The organism is Pleurocapsa minor HA4230-MV1, assembly GCA_019359095.1.
Taxonomy (GTDB): Bacteria; Cyanobacteriota; Cyanobacteriia; order Cyanobacteriales; family Xenococcaceae; genus Waterburya; species Waterburya minor.
The window spans coordinates 73,497-91,984 of record JAHHHZ010000027.1 but is presented as its reverse complement, the minus strand read 5'-3'; the positions used below and the strand labels follow the sequence as shown (position 1 = coordinate 91,984).

The window sequence follows — 18,488 nt, the reverse complement described above, 5'->3', positions numbered from 1 at the left end:
ATGAAAACTTTACCTAAAGAGCGTCGTTACGAAACCCTTTCATATCTACCACCTTTAACAGATCAGCAAATCGCTAAACAGATCGATTTTATGATCGATCAAGGTTATATCCCTGGTGTAGAATTTGAAAAAGATCCTACTCCCGAGTTGCACCACTGGACTTTGTGGAAATTGCCTTTATTTGATGCTCGTAGTTCTCAAGAAGTATTAAACGAAGTGCGCGAGTGCCGTTCTGAATACTCTGATTGTTATATTCGAGTAGTTGGTTTTGACAACATCAAGCAATGCCAAACTGTTAGCTTTATTGTTTACAAGCCTAACAGTCAAAATCGTTACTAAGAAACACAGAACTTAATTGTTAGTGGTGTTCAGATAATAGTGAATCTGAGCGCATTACTAATAGAGAATTAAGGATGATTCTAGCAATCGATGCTAGTCTCGTCCTTTTTTATTGTGTAGCGGATAAAAATTCTGGTTTAGACAATTGCGCTTCTTTTGCTAGACTAAATGATAAATATTAGCGATCGCCTTAAAATATCCATCAATTGATCTTGTTAAATATTAACTCCACAGATATTTTGCTCAACTACTAATTGAACTATGCTTGCTAAACGAATTTTACCTTGTCTTGACGTAAACGCTGGGCGAGTGGTGAAGGGGGTTAATTTTGTCGATCTCAAAGATGCGGGAGATCCTGTCGAACTAGCTAAAGTCTACAATGATGCAGGAGCAGATGAGCTAGTCTTTCTAGATATTACAGCTACCCATGAAGATCGAGGAACAATTGTTGATGTTGTATATCGCACTGCCGAACAAGTGTTTATTCCTCTGACTGTTGGTGGAGGAATTCAATCCTTAGAAGATATTAAAATTTTGTTACGAGCTGGTGCAGATAAAGTGAGTATCAACTCCGCAGCAGTTCGCCAGCCAGAGTTAATTAATCATGCAAGCGATCGCTTTGGCAAACAGTGTATCGTCGTGGCAATTGATGCTCGTAGACGAGTTGATCGTAATAATCCTGGCTGGGATGTTTATGTCCGTGGAGGACGCAAAAATACGGGTATAGACGCGATCGCTTGGGCGACAGAAATGGCTCAACGGGGAGCTGGAGAACTCTTGGTAACCAGCATGGACGCTGATGGAACTCAAGCAGGATACGATTTAAACTTGACCCGAACTATTGCCGAACACGTAGAAATTCCTGTAATTGCCTCTGGTGGAGCGGGAAGCTGTCAACATATTTATGACGCTTTTGATCGGGGAAAAGCCGAAGCTGCTTTGTTGGCATCGTTACTACATTTTGGTCAACTAAGCGTCAAAGAAATCAAATTATATTTACAGGAGCGTCAAGTTCCCATCCGCATGACCTAAGCTCTCGATCTTTAGCAAAGCTTAAATTAATTAGGTTACCTAGCAAAAACCAAAACTTGTATACTAAGATAGATACATGTTTACATTTCGTAAAGTATGCTGATTCCAATTCTCATATTTGATGTTGCCCTAGTGGCATGGTCGTTGCACTTGATGCAATCGGCTTTGGAACGGCAAGAGTTCTCTCTAATGCTGGCAGGAACACTGGTTGGAGCGTCCGCAGCAGCCATGTTGGTGGTTTACTTTATAATTAATAGTTGCTTAGGTCGTCTTAGTTAAATTGCCTACAGTGACCTAGTTGCACTAATTGTGGTAGTATTATTTTGGTATTAGGGGCATTAGCTCAGTTGGTAGAGTGCTTGCATGGCATGCAAGATGTCAGCGGTTCAAATCCGCTATGCTCCATTAAAAAATAGGAAATAGGAAGTAGGAAGTAGGAAGTCCTAAAGGATACACCTTCGGATATACCATTGTCCTAAAGGACGACGCGTAGCTAGTACTTTAGCATAAGCTGCGCAAATGGTATAAGCTTTGTGAGGGTAGGGAATGCTAAAGAGCATACCCCAACAACTAGCCTAAACACCAACTACTTGAGCGCGTTTATAGGCTTCATCGAGTACCTCCGAGAGGGTGGGATGAGTATGAATATTAAAAGAGAGATTTTGCACAGATTCTCGCTGGGCGATCGCATTTGCTGCTTCCTGAATTAAGTCGGAAGCATGGATACCAATGATATGTACTCCTAGTAATTCTCCTGTATCCTGACGATAAATAATTTTAGCCACACCTTCAGTTTCGCCTTCGGCTAGAGCTTTGGAGTTACCTTTATAGAAAGACTTGACTGTAGCTACTTGCCAGCCTGATTTTTCGCCTTCTTCCTTAGCTTGTGCTTCGGTTAAGCCCACATAGCTAATTTCAGGATGAGTAAAGGCAGCAGCGGGAATACAACGATAGTCTATTTCCTTGTCTGCGCCACACATATTTTCGATCGCAATTACTCCTTGTCCTGAAGCAGCATGAGCCAGCATCATTTTACCCGTAGCATCTCCTACCGCCCAAAGATGAGGTACAGGTTTGCCGTCACGTAATACCTGCATTTTATCGTTGACGGGTATAAAGCCTCGTCGATCGATTTCAACAGCTAAAGTTTCTAGACCGAGTTTTTTAGTGGCGGGAATACGTCCAGTAGCGACTAAACAAGCATCTACTTCTAAGACTTCTACTACCTCTTTAGTTTTGGCATCGGTTAATTCAATCTGGACAGGTGTACCAGGCGTAATTTTAGTGGCAAAGACACCCTTGTAGGTTTCAATATCTCGCTGATCGAGAAGCACTTTTTTGGCAATTTTGGCAATATCAGGATCGAAACCAGGCATTAAAGTGTCCAGGGCTTCAATCATGGTTACTTCGCAACCCAAAGCTGTATATACATCAGAAAATTCCAAGCCAATATAGCCACTACCAATAATCGCAATCCAGTTAGGAAGGGACTCTAATTTGACTGCATTATCGCTGGTAAAAACAGTTTGACCATCAATTTCGACACCTTTAGGGACAAAAGGGATAGATCCAGGGCAAAGCATAATTTCTTTCGCTGTATAGGTTTGATCCCCAGCATCACTTGATACTTTAACCTTTTGGGTTCCTGCCAGCTCCCCCCAGCCACGAATGATATCCACCTTGAGACGCTTGAGACTGTTAGTTAAATCCCCTTGAATCTTATTAACCAAATTGGTAGCATGATCGGCGATCGCCTGACGTTCAAACTGCACATCTCCCAGTTGAATTCCCAGATCTTGGAGGTGATGGCGATCGCCCAATTCTCTAACTCTACCAGAAGCAGCCAGTAAGGCTTTAGAAGGAATACAGCCACGGTTGACACAAGTACCACCCATGTCACCCGCCTCAATAATTGCTGTTTTTAAACCGCTTTTAACCGCGTGTAGTGCTGCACCGTGACCACCAACCCCCGCGCCAATAATAATTAAATCGTAATCAAACTCACTCATAGCTATTTCTTCGATAATGGCTGCAATTTCTTATTGTAAAGTTTATCTGCGATTAAATAGAGGATAGAATCAACACCTCGAAGAACAAAAGTAGTCTAGGACAGAAACATATTTTTTAGGCGGTTATTATCTGGTTGAGAGTTCACCCTGCAAAAGTTGGATGAACAACTCTCTCATACCTCAAAAATTTTATAGTCTCAGTACTTGTATTTGTTCTCACCATCCCGATTTATCTATTTTGACCTGGATCAATGACATTGGAGATAAAGAGCCAGAGCGATACCGCAGAAAATTAAAACTAACTATTGAAGAATTTAAGTTACTGCAAGGTCAAGCAGATAAATGGTTTGAACAAAATAGATATGGTTGGAATGGAGTTTTTCTCGATCTAAATCTGGCAAGAGAGTTTGCTACTAATTATTTAAGCAACATTCAAAATATTAAGCTACTAGCGATCGCCACAACTGCTAAATATCGCCATCTTTTTTTGCAAGAAGAATTATCTTCAAACAAAGTTAAAATTTTCTAGCTTCAAATATGAAAATTTGGTAGTTTATCGGCTATATGACATATTGCACGTTAGCCTAGTAAATTAGAACATTTTTATATATTTACTGATGTATTTAAACTTCAACTTGAGCAAAAAACCCAAATTCAAGCAAATATTAGCGGGAGTGATGGCGTTTGTCTTGGTTGCTTTGACCTCGTTACCGAGCGTCAGCTCAGAGAGCATAAACTATGGCGAAGCACTACAAAAATCGATTTTATTTTATGAAGCACAACAGACGGGCAAACTACCAGAGTGGAATCGTTTTCCCTGGCGGGGAGATTCTACTCCCAAAGATGGGGAGGATGTTGGCTTAGATCTCACTGGCGGTTGGGTTGATGCAGGGGATAACGTCAAGTTTAATTTTCCTTTGGCGTTTGCGGTGGTTAATTTAGCTTGGGGTGGCATTGAATATTACTCTGCTTATCAAGCATCTGGTCAGCTAGAGCATTTATCGCAGAATATTAAATGGGCTACGGATTATTTACTCAGTTCTTTTGCTAATGATAATCCTGGGTCATATGTTCTTTATGGACAGGTGGGTAATGGTGAGCTAGATCACAACTGGTGGGGGCCATTAGAGGTGGTGCATTACGAAATGGAGCGCCCAGCCTACAAAATTGATACCACTTGTCCTGGGACGGATTTAGCGGCGGAAACTTCTGCTGCTCTAGCTTCTAGCTCTATTTTCTTTCGTAATAATGGTGAGACGGAATATGCTAATCTACTAGTGCAAAAAGCCGAACGACTATTCGATTTTGCTAATACCTATCGGGGTAAATATTCTGATTGTCTTAAAGAGGCTAATCCTTTTTATACCTCTAACAATGGCTATCAAGATGAGTTAGTTTGGGGGGCAATTTGGTTATATAAAGCCAAACAAGCTCAAGGTGTGGATTCAGAATATTTAGCTAAGGCGGAGTCTGAGTATGTCCAGATGAGCAAACCCTATAACTATACTTATCAGTTTGATGATAAATCTTATGGGACTTATGTTTTACTCGCTCAATTAACAGGCAAGGAAGAATATCGGCAACGAGCTGAAGCTTGGTTGGATTTTTGGACTGTCGGCTATCAGGGCGAGAAAATCACCTATACTCCAGGTGGTTTAGCTTTCTTAGTTAAATGGGCTTCTCTGGTTTTAAGTGCCAATACTAGTTTTGTCGGTTTTATTTATAGTGATTGGCTCAAATCCCAAGGGCAAATCGAGCAAGCACAGCGTTATTTTGATTTTGGCGTTAGTCAAATTGACTATATACTCGGTCAAAATCCTGCCCAACGCAGCTACCAAATCGGCTATGGTAAAAATTCGCCTCAAAACCCTCACCATCGCACTGCTCATGGAAGCTGGCTCAACAATATGTCTGACCCAGTAGAAACTCGTAACCTCTTGATGGGTGCTTTGGTAGGTGGCCCAGATGAGCAAGATAACTGGTCAGACGATCGCACTGATTGGGTTATGAATGAAGTAGGTGTAGGGTACAATGCAGCTTTTACAGGGGCTTTAGCTAAGATGTATGCTGAATTTGGCCAAGAACCGCTAGCAGAAATAACTTTTCCCGCAGTAAATCAACCAGAAATTTATGTTGAATCTCAAATTAAAGAAATTGAATCAGCCACTGAATTAACTCTTTCGATTGTCAATCAGTCCCATGCTCCTGCTAGAGGGATTGAAAATCCTGTCTTACGGATATTTTACCAAGCCAAGTCTCAACAGCCAGGAAATATATCTGTATCTGCACTATCCCCAAACTGTCCTGTTAATTCTGTAGCTCAACCAGTCAAGCTAGAAGATGGTACTTTCTCGACTCAAGTAAGCTGTGAAGGCACAGTGATTTATCCAGGGGGAGAAGAAGACTACAAAAAGCAAATTATGGTTAAACTCACCCATGAATCAGGTAACAATGGCGGTTGGTTTGGTAGCTTGAGCGGCATATTTACTAAGCCGATGCAAATTACCAAGATTTCTTTGTTCGATCGCGACGAACTACTCTGGGAATCACAACTGTAACCTTACTTCGCTCCCAATACTTCTCGTTTAACAAATGCGGATTAATCTATGAGGCTAGAAAAGTAACGAGTAACGAGTAACGCTACCTACTACCTACTACTTAACTAATCAATAACAAAGCTTAAACCAGAAGTATTGACTTCCCTCCTAGCTAATGTCCTAATTTAACTTTGTACGGCTATATGTCTTTCTATTGATGCAGATAGCAGTCGATCATTCCTAAGATTTAGGAAGTACACAGTTGCTTTTGACTTGTGCTTTATTATCTAGTTTCGCTCTAAAAACGCTCTGAAAATATGTCTTCTACTGCTTTAATTACTGGTGCATCTCAAGGGATTGGCAAAGCTACCGCTTTATTGTTTGCCAAAAATGGCTACGATCTAATTATTACCGCCCGAACTAAAGATAAATTGGATTCTACTGCCGAACAAATAAAAAGTTATGGCAGACAAGTATTAGCTGTTACCACAGATGTAAGCGATCGCTCTGCGGTAGCAGAATTAGTCAATTTGGGCATCAAACAATTTTCGGCGATCGATGTTTTGATTAATAACGCTGGGATATGCATGAATGCGCCGATGGCCGAGACTAGTATTGAAGATTGGGAAAAAATTATTAACGTCAACCTCTGGGGATATATTTACACCATCAAAGCATTGTTACCCCATTTCATAACTAGAAAGCAGGGCAATATAATTAACGTCGGCTCTTTTGGGGGCAAAGTTCCCTTACCCAATATGACCGCCTACTGTACTAGCAAATATGCTATTACGGGTTTAACCGAAACTTTGCGTTTAGAATTGCAACCTCAAGGTATCCATGTTTCGGGGATACATCCTAGCGTCACTAATAGCGATTTTCTAGAACGTGCAGTTTTTAGAGATCGCGATCCTCAAGCAGAACAAAAGCGTCGTCAAGCAATGGAAAAGATGCTCACTAGTCCTTTAGCTAGTAAACCAGAAGATGTTGCTCAAGCTATTTGGGATGCAGTTAAACATCCTCAAGCCGAAGTAATAGTTGGTTCGGCAAAAGTCCCCTCTTTCTTGCATCGATTGTTTCCCAGTGTCACTCAAGGAATATTACAGCTAACTACGAAATCTAATCTAATTTAGATGATCTGGATAATGTGAGTGGCAATTACAAATCGGGGAGATACTCAGCATATTTTTGATAGGTGTTCCAGCCTGGAATATCTTGCTTAAACTCAGCAGGAATACTGTATTTATCTTCCGTGTATTCTTTCCGTACTAAAGCGATCGCCTTATAGGGTTGTTCCCATTTTTTCAGGAGTTGAACTAGCTGTTCAAATTCGAGATATGCTTTGCCGTGACGATTGGTTAAACCAATTACCTGTAAGATTCTGGCATAGGCTTGAGGCGTACTTTCCGCTGGAGACATGCCGATAATTGGGCCGAGTTTTTCAAAGCTTTCGTAGTTTTCTAATACGGGAGAGATTAAATCATCACTCTTGACTAAATCTTTGTTTCCAAAAGCTTCAACTATGTCGGCAATTTTTTTAAGAATGGAAAAATCCTTTAATTCATACTGCTTGAACAAAGATAGTAGCTTTAAACCTAGTTTATATTGACTGAGAATATTCAGTTCTTTAGTATAAGCATCGATGGCATCTCTTCCTTCTTCGGTGGCGATCGAAGGTAAGATTTCCGTTTTCTTCTGTTTGATGTTTTGAGCAAAAGCTTCCTTGTCAATTTCACCTTCAAGATTTTCGGCAACGTAGCGATAAAAATCTTGTTGTTTACGGCTACGGTAGCGTAACTCAGTCTGTTCTAAACGCAAAAAACTTTTTTGCGCAATGATCCCTGCCTGAACTAGATCGACACAGCTACCTAAACCCTGATAACCCTCTGCTTCTTTAGCCATATTGATCTTGATTCTGAGCAAAAGTAAAAACTCTTTGCTAGCAAACTTGTCATTCTTAATTTTCTCTACCTTGTTACCAATAAGAGTAATTTCTTTAAAAGAGTGAGAGTGCAGATTTATCGAGCCTTCGGGTACGGAAGGTCGATCCAATGTTTCTGGTTCATTACTTTTAAATATTCCTTTTACTATTGGTTGACCGATTAGAAAGACCAAAATTGTTGCTGGCAAGCCAATAGCAAGCATTCTAAGTACCATCGATGAAGGCAATAAATATTTCGATTCTGTTTTTGTCGAGGCATCAACCATTTCATCATCGCCTTCCTGTTGTTGCGCCAATTGATATGTTTCCATCGCGATCGCAGTTGATTCGGCTTTGAGGGGAATATTTGAAGCAGAGGAAATATCAATGTTAGTTGGGCTTAAGATCAGTAAAATTGTTGCCCAAGAAATATGTTGCAGCTTCACCATAGTATTACTAAAAACTCTATCTAATGCTATAGTTCCCATTCAATAATCAACATTTACTATTCCCAATTCACCTGATGATTCATCTAGCCATAAAATTATGTAAAAATATGTAAAAATGTAAAGCGTGTTTATAACATCCTCAATCGAACAAATCAAAACCCCTACAGCGATCGCCCTTGGCAATTTTGATGGTATTCATCAAGGACATCGCGCTGTCTTGCGACCAATTATTAATTCGTTTAAGTCTACGCAGCAACCCCATATATATCCGACTGTAGTTAGTTTTACTCCTCACCCCCGCGAGTTCTTTACAGGAGGAAAATTACAGCTATTAACCCCCATTCCGCAAAAAGCAGAATTATTATCAGATCTAGGTATTGAGCAATTAGTCTTATTACCCTTCGATCGCGGTTTAGCATCCCTGACTCCCGAACAGTTTGTCGAACAGATTATAGTCAAACAACTACAAGCTGTTTTTATTAGTGTTGGTGTAGATTTTCGTTTTGGCTATCAAAGAAAAGGCACTGGAACAGATCTGAAAAATATTGCTGCTGATTATGGCATTGAAGTACAGCTGAATTCATTACATAAATATGGCGATCGCTATCAGCAACAAGTTCGTGTCAGTAGCTCTTTGATTCGTCAGGCATTAGCAGCAGGAGACATGAAAACTGCTAACTTGATGTTAGATAGACCATATAGTCTATGGGGAAAAGTAGTTACAGGACAACAGCTAGGTCGTACCATCGGCTTTCCTACAGCAAATTTACAGTTAGCTCCCGAAAAGTTCTTACCGCGCTTTGGAGTATATGCCGTGGATGTTTTTTTCGAGCAAACAACCGAGCAAACCACAATTAAAGGCGTGATGAATATTGGTTGTCGTCCTACCGTAGCAGGAGCAGTTCCAACTATTGAAGTACATCTGCTCAATTGGTCGGGAGATCTCTATGGTCAGTCTCTTAAGGTAAACTTGATGCAGTTTATTCGACCAGAACAAAAGTTCGATTCATTAGAAGCATTGAAGCAGCAAATTAAACAAGATTGTCAATTAGTGTTAGAAAGCTCTTAAAATTATCAATTTCTTAACTCTTGGCATAATTATTGAGATAACAGATTAAGATCGCTAAATAAATAGGGCAAACTATGGAAAAATCTGTAAATCAACCCACAGCTAGATTTTTACTACAGCCTGGTACTTTATGGTCAAAAACTACTGAGCAGACGAAACTTGCTCGTCAATGTGGTGCGCTCAAGTCTATTGAAACTGAGTATCATTTGATCCAGCAGCAAGATATCTCTTTTGTAGTTCGGACTCTATCTAATTTAGCTCGCAAAGAACAAGCAAGTAAAAAACAGCATCAACAGGAACATCAAACTGGTCAGAAAATAGATCCTTTTTTGCCTTATGAAAGCGATCTATTTGTCGGCGATCTTTCTCCTTCTCATCTTTGCTTGCTGAACAAGTTTAATGTGGTCAATAATCATTTGCTGATTGTGACTCGCGATTTTGAATCCCAAACAGATTTGCTTAATCTACAGGATTTTACTGCGTTGTGGCATTGTCTACAGGAAATAGATGGACTGGCATTTTTCAACGGTGGCAAAACCGCTGGTGCGTCCCAAAGTCATAAGCATTTACAGCTGATTCCCCTGCCTTTTCTCCCCAATGTAATGCATCGACCTTTAGAAGAGGCGATCGCCAACATCACATTTAAAAATTCTTTAGGTCAATTAGACAGTTTTCCCTTTCGTCATGGAATTGCGACTTTAAATATCTCGAACCATCATTCCCCCACAGTAGCAGCAGAAATTATGCTGCAAAGATATCAGGCTTTATTAAATCATGTGGGGTTTGAGATCGATCCCCAGACTCAGCAACAACCTGGAGCATATAACTTTTTAGCAACTAGAGAATGGATGATGATCGTACCGCGATCGCGTGAATCCTTCCAAAATATTCCGATTAATTCCCTTGGCTTTGCTGGCTCTTTGTTTGTCCGCGATCAATCTTCCCTACAATTACTTAAAGAGCTAACTCCTCTGAAATTACTCACTGAAGTTGCCTTAACTTAAAATTTAGATGAAATACAAATAAGAATGATACAGATAGATAGTCCCCGACGCGAAGCTTATACTAAAGCACTCGCTTCGCATCGTCCGAAGGTGTACCCTTTAGGGAGTCCTTTAGGGCAAGTCCCCAAGTTTCCAAGTCCCCAAGTCTTCGATTTGTAGCAAACAATTGTAGATTTCATATATAGGTCTTTTCTACTCCCTACGACCAAAAAAAGCTCTACCAAGAAGTTATCTAACCTTCATTAGTAGAGCTGAAATAAAAATAGAGACGGATTTAACCGACTAATTATCTCCAGAATCAGAGTCGCCATTGTTAGCGTCTGCTGTCTCTTTGTTATCGCTGTTACCGTTGTAGTTTCTTTTGCCACGATTATTTCCGTAGCGACTAGTTTGCTTACGGAATTTGCGCGCATTGATCTTATTACGAGCAGCTTTTTCTTTTTTCGCGTTACGACGTTTAGCCATTTAGGTATGATTCCTCATTACACAATAAAACGCTTCTGAGAGTCTCTAGCATCATAATCTAGTTGCCCCCCAGAAGCGCAATTTCGATTCAGTTTTGCAGTTTAGAAGCGATCTCGACGACCACCACCACCGAAAGAACTTCTGGTTTCGCGAGGTCTTGCCTTATTGACTTTGATCTCGCGACCCATCCATTCTGCTCCATCTAGAGTCTCAATTGCTTTATCCTCTTCTGCTTCTGTTTCCATTTCTACAAAGCCGAAACCGCGTTTGCGACCTGTTTCACGATCAGTAGGAAGATGAACTCGTTTAACTTTACCGTATTCTGAAAATACTTCGCTTAAATCTTCTGGGCTAACCTCATAGTTGAGATTACCAACGTAAATTGACATGGACTGAATGTCTCCTGAATGCACATTAGATGTAGGGAGTTTAAATTTCGGAAAAAAACCAAATCAATACTATATGGAAAAACCTATCAATACTGAATACAACTGGGTTGCCGATCTTTATCTCAATATGAATCCTAACACTTTATGCTCTAAAAAAGGAACATCTGACAAAAGCAATATCTTTTACAAAATTTAATATAATTTCACATGATTTGGTCAGTTAGCAATTCTTGAAGCTGCCAATTTTGACTGACGATCGCTTGTTTCAAACTTGAGATGAGCAGAGCTTGAGGTGCAGTGGTGGCAATGGTCGAAGGATATACATGATGCTCCCAAATGGGATGGGTAATTAAAGAACATTGTTGATGGTTTACTACAGGATAGTTAAGTAGAGCTTTGACCGCTGCATTATCATCCCAGGTCATGTCTTGAGGAGCTAGTAGGGGATAACCAGTACGAGGATCGAATAAATCGCTGCTATATCCTCGATCGCGTAAGGTGAAAATTACATTACAGCCAAAACATATAAATTCTGCTCGTAGTCGCTCCTTTTCTGCTGCAACTAAGACAGTAGATTCTTGCAGAGAAATAGCTGATTGTTGTAAAACTAAAATTAAATAGCTTAGAGGAGTTTCCCAATCTGGTAATAGCTGTTGTTGATGTTCGATCGCAAACTGGTGGGGAGATGCTACGCAGACATCAACTGCTTTTCCTGATGATGGATTGAGGAGATTTAGCCTAAGTGGAGATCGCATTTACTGATTACTGATTACTGATTACTGATTACTGTTCATTGCTTACTGATTGAAGCTCAGATAGTTTGTGGGCAACTTTTGCGGTGGTCAACATCTGTTCCGCTAAAGCAAAGCCTGATTCCAAAGTAGGCGTAATTTTAAAACGCCACAGATAGAAACCGCCATTTAAAATTGCGGCAGATAATAGTTGATTCTTCTCACCTTGAATAGTTTCTTTAATTAAAGCGATCGCTTGAGCATTTGATTCAAATGTCAGATCAGAACCGCTCAAGCCATATTTATGGGGATCTAGCAAAAGACGTTCAAAATCTCCCTCTGGCTGACTTAAGGCCATGATTCCCGTGCGGTTTTGAGAAAGATCGCAACTACCTTCTAAGCCTTTGACTAAAGTATAGTTTTTAGTTCCTCTAAGCTTAAAAGTTTCTCGAAAACGCTCTTCTGTGGGGGGATGCACAAATCCAGCTACTAGATGAGCCTCCCCAGCAATCGGACACCAGACTAGTTCTGCGGTGGCAAAAGGAGGACGTTTGCCAATTTGCTCGCGAAAAGTAACAAAGCTGCGAGCAGCAGGAAAATGTTGCGGGAGATAGCTGAAACCAAGATTAGTTTGATTGTAAACACTCTGCGCCTGAGCTAGATTTAAGCTGGAAAAATCTACTCCCAACTGCTGCCAAATTTCAACTAGGGGAATGCCGTATTTGGTTGGCAGACAGTCGCCACCATGCAATATTACAGGGACATTAGCCGTAGCCAAAATTAGCGCCGTAATTATGGTTACAGGAACGGTACGCGATCGCCCATCATAGGGAGTACCTAAAACCACAGGCTGATATTGATGAGCAGGAAAAATTTCTAGCTTATGACTTAATCGATCGAATGTATCTAAAATACCCGCTAATTCTTCTGGTGTTGGGCGCTTGATCCGATGGGCAATCATAAATGCGCCTATTTGAGCGGGGGTGGCTGTCTGTAACAGCATCATTTCTGTAGCAGTGGCTGCTTCGGCACGGGTTAAGTTTTTGCTAGTATGAGTCCCGCTGCCGACTCTTTTCAGTAATTCTCGAAACTCATTGCTCATGGATACTACCAAAAATTACTTATTAACTAACCGTGATTTTTCTATTTTTGACGATTTACTAAAATCTTGAACTAAATTATAAAAATGACCAATGGGAGGAATTAGGAGGCGATCGCTAGTTGTCACCATTACTACCTGGCGAGTCAGAATACTATTCGACTCAAATCCATTGTTGTCTGAGGTTAATTCAGGCGATCGCAGTGGTCGGATCGCTAAAGTTGGATCGTTGTAGGAGTCAGTCAGAGCTTTATGAGGCAACAAAGCAATCATCTCTCCTGCGCGAATTACTCCTCGAAAGGCATCTAAAGTATTTAACTCCATCGCCGTTTTGAACTGCACATTTTGATGATCGAACCATTCCTGTACCAATCTTTGCATACCATAGCCGTCTTTAAAGACCACTTGAGGATATTTAACTAGCTCCAAAGGTGAAATATGCGATTGCTTACTCAAAGGATGCTCAGCGGCCATTAAAACATCAATCTGTTCTTCATATAATACGGCTAGCTCTATTTCGGCTGAGTTGGTTAAAAAACGGTTGTTCATGACGATCGCCACATCAACTAAACCATCCCGCAGTACTTTTAGGGCGCGATCGCTACCCAATGCCGTAACTCTTAACTGGACTTCTGGATAGTCTTGACAAAACTGCTGCAAAATCGGCGGTAAATAATGAGCGCAAACGGAATGAATGGCAGCAATACAAAGTTCAGGTTGCCTTCCTGCCATAAGTTCAGCAAATTCTTTAGTAGTTTTTTGCCATTCTTGACAAATTCTTTGAGCGCGAGGTAAAAGTTTCTCCCCACCCAGGGTCAATTTTGCTTGAGTGCTGCGGTGAAACAGCATTAATCCTAAATCTTGTTCTAGCGACTGTATTTGACGGCTAATAGTAGATTGAGTTACGCCACATTTTTTTGCTGCCTGTCCAAAACTCCCTGTTTCCGTAATTGCTAAAAAGGCTTGCAACTGCTCGATTCGCATAATTTCTCTTTTGGCAAACAGCTAGACTTTATGAACAACTTGCCTTAATAATTGAACATAGCTGATTGAGCGAGGTATATTTGGTATAAATCGCAACATTAATTTATTCCAAATCTGTTCTATTAGCCTTTATTAATATTTCATTAGTATTTCTACTTAGAGGATGTCTGAGAACTCAATTCTGTTATGCTTAGACCCTAGCAGATCCCCCCTAGCCCACGGCAGTCGCTACAACGGAGGAAACCTCCGCAACGCGCTGCCTCCCCTTAACAAGGGGGGAATCGGAATCAAAGTCCCCCTTGTTAAGGGGGATTTAGGGGGATCTACCCACTGGAAACGGAGCAATTAGACTTTTCAGATATCCTCTAAGATGCTAGCTACTGAGGACGAGGAAAAGTTGGTAAATCGACTGCTGCCAAAGACTGAGGCTTTTTACTTTGGTTATGCTTGGTGGCCACTTGAGTCTGCTCGGCTTTATTACGAGCTGTGGTGGCTGACCAGGTAGCGACCTTAGCTGCTGTTTGGATTGTCTCGGCTGTGTTGCCAAGAGTCTTTTGAACTTTAGTAGATTGAGACTTATTTTTGGGTAGAGCAATCTTCGGCTCAGGAATAATTGAGGTTGACCAAGGCTGAATAAAGCGATTATGAGGATAGTTTTGGTTACGACTAACAGCCTTTTCTTTACGTGATGCTGCCTCTTGATATTTTTTTAATTTGGCTTCTTGTTGCAACACGCTGTCTTGTTGTTGGCTGAGTTCACTTTTTAATCTTTCGCTTTCTTGTTCTTTGGTCGCTAATTCAAAAGCTTTCTGGTTATATTTTTCCTGCAAAAGAGTACATTCTCTCTCTAGCTGGGCTGTTTGCTGTTGAGAAAATTCATGTTGTTGAGATACTTGCTGAATGAGCAGTTCTTGATTTTCTATTTGCTGTTGAGAGCCTGCTAATTGCTTGAGCAGTAGGGCGACTTTTTCTTGATAGCTTTCTAATTCTTCCGCTTGACGAGCTAATAGTACATCGCTATTTTGCGACTTCTCAACGTATTTATTAAACTTATTGTCAATTTCGGCTAATTCTTGTTCGAGACGAAACACTTTTTTAAGTAACTTGCGGTTGTATTCCCGCAGTTTATGAGCTACTCTTTGCCAATCCATAATTCCCGTTGATGATTCATTTGCTGCTGAATCAGTCTTGTTTTCTGCTGGCTCTTTTATGGTTGATTCACGCACAGATTCTCCCTCATTTTGTTTGAGGCGATCGCCTTGAGGAGAAAAAGTTGGTTCAGCATCGAATGAATTGGTATTTTGGTTGGCTTCGTGCATAGTTTTGGTACTTTTCTACTGATTCAGAATAGAGCAATTAGAGCTAAATTATGTGCGTGTTTTCTCGCAATTGGTCTGTATCAATTTATTATTTAATTGCTTAATTTGGTAAGACTTTAAATGTAGTATAAATATAAAATGAGATAATAGTTTTCTCTTTTGCTTTTGCTTTAGATTTGATTAGATATAGCTTAAACCTTGAGTCAAAAAATGCCAAGGTTTGTTAATCTTTGATAATTGTTTTTCTTAATAGTTGTTGATGTATTAAAGCTCGATCTACTAGCGATTGAATCTGTTCAGAGCCGCTCCCATGCTGCTCTAATTGTGCTAACCAAGCAGCACTAATTATTTCTGGCTGATTGGGGAGATCCCTTAGCTCGTATCCTGGCAGGTTGAGTTCCGACATCAGTTGAGTAACTTTAGGATCGTAGCTTAAGGCAAAACAGCGACAGCCTTCGGCGGCTGCCATAATTAAACTGTGTAATCGCATCCCGATCGCCATTTTTACTTCCTTAAATAATCCTTTTAATTGTTGAGGATGAGGAATCGACACGATCGCATAATCTTGTTGTAACTGAGCAGCAACGTGTTCGGCGATCGCCAGATCTTGAGCTGGTTGGAAAGGAATTAATAAGATGAAGCTGTTACTTTGAGTCTGAAAGTCTTGAATTGCTTGAATTAAAGTCTGAAGACGGTTCGGGGTTAATAAAGGATGCGATCGCAATACCACTGCCACAATTGGTTTATCGGTATCGGGTAATGCTGGAGGGGTTTGGCTGCGTAATGCCCAAACAGGATCGGGGGCAATTAGGGGTTTGATCTGCCAATTACTTAGAAGTTCTGCCGAGGCTTGATCGCGAACGCTGATAACATTACATCCTAATAAAACCTGTTTAGTTAACCAGCGAGTCAAAGATTTGTTTAAAGGGCCAATTCCCTGCGCCCAGGCAATAGTTGTCAAACCTCTTTGTTGCGCCAGCGCCATCAAGCCTGCATAGTAAATAGGGCTAGCAATACTAGTAGCATCCTGCATCAAACTACCACCACCCCAAATAAAAACATCAGACTGTTGCAGAACTTTTAACAGAGCAAAAGTAGATTTGCGATCGCAACTTGCCACACCGTAACTTTTCTTCGTAGCTTGCGGATTACCAGACAAGACGATTGGCTCAACCTCTGCGGGCAGCATTTGTAGCAGTGACACCAATAATGCTTCATCTCCCGCATTACCCATGCCATAATATCCACACAATACTGCTTTAGTATGACTCATTTGTTTTGTTAACTTTGTAATGTTGAGTTGAAGATAGCATTGTTTTTAGCTCTTAGCTTTTAGCTTTTAGCTTTTAGCTTTTAGCTTTTAGCCAAATATTAGATTTATATTCTTACAATTTATTACTTAATTATTTGTTAATTTCCTACAATGGATAATCTTCTTGTCGATCGGGCGTTGGTTCAATATCAATCGAGTTTAGACAGTTTATTAAAACAACTACAGGTATTTGCCACCGAAATTAATAATCAACAGCTACAGGGGACTATTCGTAATTTACGAGTCAACATTAATGAGCCATTTTTGTTTGTCGTGGTGGGGGAGGTTAAGGCGGGAAAAAGTAGCTTTATCAATGCTTTGTTGCAGGCAGATATTTGTAAAACCGCAGCCGATCCCTGCACCGATGTTATTCAACAACTTATTTATAGTAAGGAACAGTTTGAGCAACCCGTAAATCAGTATTTGCGCAAGATTGGCTTGCCTAACGAAATCCTCAAAACTTTATCCGTAGTGGATACTCCTGGGACAAATACGATTGTGGAAAATCATCAGGAGATTACGAAAGATTTTATTCCTAATAGTGATTTAATTTTCTTTGTCTTTTTTGCCAAAAATCCTTATACTCGTAGCGCTTGGGAATTATTAAACTACGTAAATAAAGAGTGGCGTAAAAAAGTCGTATTTGTCTTGCAACAGGCAGATTTAGCTAAACCCGAAGAATTAGCCAAAAATAAAGAAAAGCTCGTAGAATTAGCTGTGCAAAAGGGTATCCCCTCTCCTGTCGTGTTTGCTACTTCCGTTGAGTGGGAAATAAACGGGGAAACCGATCTTAGTGGTTTTCAAGAGGTGAGAAATTATATTCAGCAAACTCTTAAAGATGGTAGTACTAAAAGATTAAAGCTTCAGGGAGTCAAGAAAACTAGTGAGCAAATTATTGACTTATTGAGAAAAGACTTAGTTACGGTGCAGCAGCAGTTAATTAAAGATCAGGCGGTTGTGAGCAAGATTAAAACTAAGTTACTGCAAAATAAACGACAGTCAGGCTTTGAACTAGAATCTTTGATTAAGCGACTCCTGACTAAGTACGATACAATTACCGCCAGAGTCAAAGCAGATTTTCGCGAACAGCTATCGCTCTTTACTTTAGTCAAGGGTTCATTTGCCGTACTCTTTCGGACTCAAAAATCTGCCCCAACTTGGATGGATGAGCTGAAGCAAAGCTGCGAGTATGAGCTTAAAACTTCTCTGGGTGAAATATCTCAGGATGGCATTAAACATTTTGTGGGGGGCATTAAAGATTTACTCCACAGTCTAGTAGATGACTTGCACGATATCAAAGTCAACCACGTAACTACGAATGTCATCACCGTTAACACGATTGAAAGTCGCCAAGAAATAGTTGAAGATGTGCAGCAAAAAGTTGCTACCTTACTAGACGATAAAAGTTTTCTTCATTCGATTGAATCAGTTAATGCCAGTGTTGCCCCTAGATTCTTGGGTGGTGGTGCAGCTACCGTTGCGGGTACGGCGATCGCTGCTTTAACAGAGATAGTATTATTAGACATTATCGGCACTGCTTTTGCTGGAGTGGGCTTATTGTTTGCTGGCGGAACTTTAGTGTTGAAAAAGCGCAAGATTATTAGACAGTTTGAAGAAAAACTGGATCAGGAAAAAACCCGTTTTGAAAGCGAACTATCTGCTAAGTTGAATTCCAAGTTAGATATTATCTACGAAGAAATTGAACGCAACTTTGCCAATATCTATAGTTACGTTGGGGAAGAAGAGCAGAAGGTGATACCGTTAGTAGATCAGTTTAAGCAAATTGAGCAAGAGGCAGCACAGTTATAAGATGAAATCTACAAATGTTT

General features: G+C 40.4%; 18 protein-coding genes and 1 tRNA gene. 10 read left to right on the top strand and 9 right to left on the bottom strand.

The features are described from left to right. The 4 genes from KME09_19205 to KME09_19190 all read left to right on the top strand — a co-directional run bounded on the left by KME09_19205 (position 1) and on the right by KME09_19190 (position 1,776). Entirely contained in the window at positions 1-339 is a 339-nt protein-coding gene (locus tag KME09_19205) for a ribulose bisphosphate carboxylase small subunit (GenBank protein ID MBW4536069.1), read from the top strand. A gap of 261 nt (positions 340-600) precedes the next feature. Further along, positions 601-1,371 (top strand): imidazole glycerol phosphate synthase subunit HisF, encoded by a 771-nt coding sequence (hisF, locus tag KME09_19200; GenBank protein MBW4536068.1) that lies wholly within the window; start codon positions 601-603, stop codon positions 1,369-1,371. 96 nt (positions 1,372-1,467) lie between these two features. Beyond that, complete coding sequence (locus KME09_19195; protein MBW4536067.1) at positions 1,468-1,650, top strand: hypothetical protein; 183 nt, start codon at positions 1,468-1,470, stop codon at positions 1,648-1,650. A gap of 53 nt (positions 1,651-1,703) precedes the next feature. Further along, positions 1,704-1,776, top strand: a tRNA-Ala gene (locus tag KME09_19190). A gap of 170 nt (positions 1,777-1,946) precedes the next feature. Here the strand turns inward: KME09_19190 and lpdA are convergent. Further along, positions 1,947-3,380, bottom strand: coding sequence for a dihydrolipoyl dehydrogenase (lpdA, locus tag KME09_19185; GenBank protein ID MBW4536066.1), 1,434 nt, complete (start codon positions 3,378-3,380; stop codon positions 1,947-1,949). Between the two features lie 160 nt (positions 3,381-3,540). On the opposite strand from lpdA, the gene KME09_19180 reads away from it, so the two are divergent. The 3 genes from KME09_19180 to KME09_19170 all read left to right on the top strand — a co-directional run bounded on the left by KME09_19180 (position 3,541) and on the right by KME09_19170 (position 7,050). After that, positions 3,541-3,909, top strand: coding sequence for a hypothetical protein (locus KME09_19180; GenBank protein MBW4536065.1), 369 nt, complete (start codon positions 3,541-3,543; stop codon positions 3,907-3,909). A gap of 88 nt (positions 3,910-3,997) precedes the next feature. Then, the gene (locus KME09_19175) at positions 3,998-5,938 is read left to right on the top strand and encodes a glycoside hydrolase family 9 protein (GenBank protein ID MBW4536064.1); all 1,941 of its coding nucleotides are present in this window, start codon (positions 3,998-4,000) and stop codon (positions 5,936-5,938) included. Positions 5,939-6,234: 296 nt separating this feature from the next. Continuing rightward, a complete protein-coding gene (locus tag KME09_19170; GenBank protein ID MBW4536063.1) occupies positions 6,235-7,050 on the top strand; it encodes an SDR family oxidoreductase in 816 nt (271 codons plus the stop codon). Positions 7,051-7,075: 25 nt separating this feature from the next. On the opposite strand, the gene KME09_19165 is transcribed toward KME09_19170, so the two are convergent. After that, entirely contained in the window at positions 7,076-8,287 is a 1,212-nt protein-coding gene (locus KME09_19165) for a hypothetical protein (GenBank protein ID MBW4536062.1), read from the bottom strand. Between the two features lie 124 nt (positions 8,288-8,411). Here KME09_19165 and KME09_19160 point away from each other — a divergent pair, with 124 nt between their 5' ends. Both KME09_19160 and KME09_19155 read left to right on the top strand, forming a co-directional pair. Continuing rightward, complete coding sequence (locus KME09_19160) at positions 8,412-9,356, top strand: bifunctional riboflavin kinase/FAD synthetase (protein ID MBW4536061.1); 945 nt, start codon at positions 8,412-8,414, stop codon at positions 9,354-9,356. A gap of 74 nt (positions 9,357-9,430) precedes the next feature. Then, positions 9,431-10,360 (top strand): phosphorylase, encoded by a 930-nt coding sequence (locus tag KME09_19155; protein ID MBW4536060.1) that lies wholly within the window; start codon positions 9,431-9,433, stop codon positions 10,358-10,360. 282 nt (positions 10,361-10,642) lie between these two features. Here the strand turns inward: KME09_19155 and KME09_19150 are convergent, their stop codons facing one another. From KME09_19150 to csaB, 7 genes are all read right to left on the bottom strand, one after another. Continuing rightward, positions 10,643-10,825 carry a hypothetical protein gene (locus KME09_19150; protein MBW4536059.1) on the bottom strand — a complete coding sequence of 61 codons (183 nt, stop codon included), beginning with the start codon at positions 10,823-10,825 and terminating at the stop codon, positions 10,643-10,645. 101 nt (positions 10,826-10,926) lie between these two features. After that, positions 10,927-11,214, bottom strand: a complete 288-nt coding sequence (locus tag KME09_19145) for an RNA-binding protein (GenBank protein MBW4536058.1) — start codon at positions 11,212-11,214, stop codon at positions 10,927-10,929. Positions 11,215-11,417: 203 nt separating this feature from the next. Further along, a complete protein-coding gene (locus tag KME09_19140) occupies positions 11,418-11,969 on the bottom strand; it encodes a methylmalonic aciduria and homocystinuria type D protein (GenBank protein MBW4536057.1) in 552 nt (183 codons plus the stop codon). 28 nt (positions 11,970-11,997) lie between these two features. Beyond that, positions 11,998-13,047: an anthranilate phosphoribosyltransferase family protein gene (locus KME09_19135; protein MBW4536056.1), complete on the bottom strand. Its 1,050-nt coding sequence runs from the start codon at positions 13,045-13,047 to the stop codon at positions 11,998-12,000. Positions 13,048-13,062: 15 nt separating this feature from the next. Continuing rightward, positions 13,063-14,028 (bottom strand): LysR family transcriptional regulator, encoded by a 966-nt coding sequence (locus KME09_19130; protein ID MBW4536055.1) that lies wholly within the window; start codon positions 14,026-14,028, stop codon positions 13,063-13,065. A gap of 377 nt (positions 14,029-14,405) precedes the next feature. Then, positions 14,406-15,347, bottom strand: coding sequence for a hypothetical protein (locus tag KME09_19125; GenBank protein ID MBW4536054.1), 942 nt, complete (start codon positions 15,345-15,347; stop codon positions 14,406-14,408). Between the two features lie 223 nt (positions 15,348-15,570). Further along, on the bottom strand, positions 15,571-16,620 hold the full coding sequence (csaB, locus tag KME09_19120) for a polysaccharide pyruvyl transferase CsaB (protein MBW4536053.1): 1,050 nt from the start codon (positions 16,618-16,620) through the stop codon (positions 15,571-15,573). Positions 16,621-16,770: 150 nt separating this feature from the next. Here csaB and KME09_19115 point away from each other — a divergent pair, with 150 nt between their 5' ends. After that, complete coding sequence (locus tag KME09_19115) at positions 16,771-18,468, top strand: dynamin family protein (GenBank protein ID MBW4536052.1); 1,698 nt, start codon at positions 16,771-16,773, stop codon at positions 18,466-18,468. Positions 18,469-18,488: the final 20 nt, after the last annotated feature.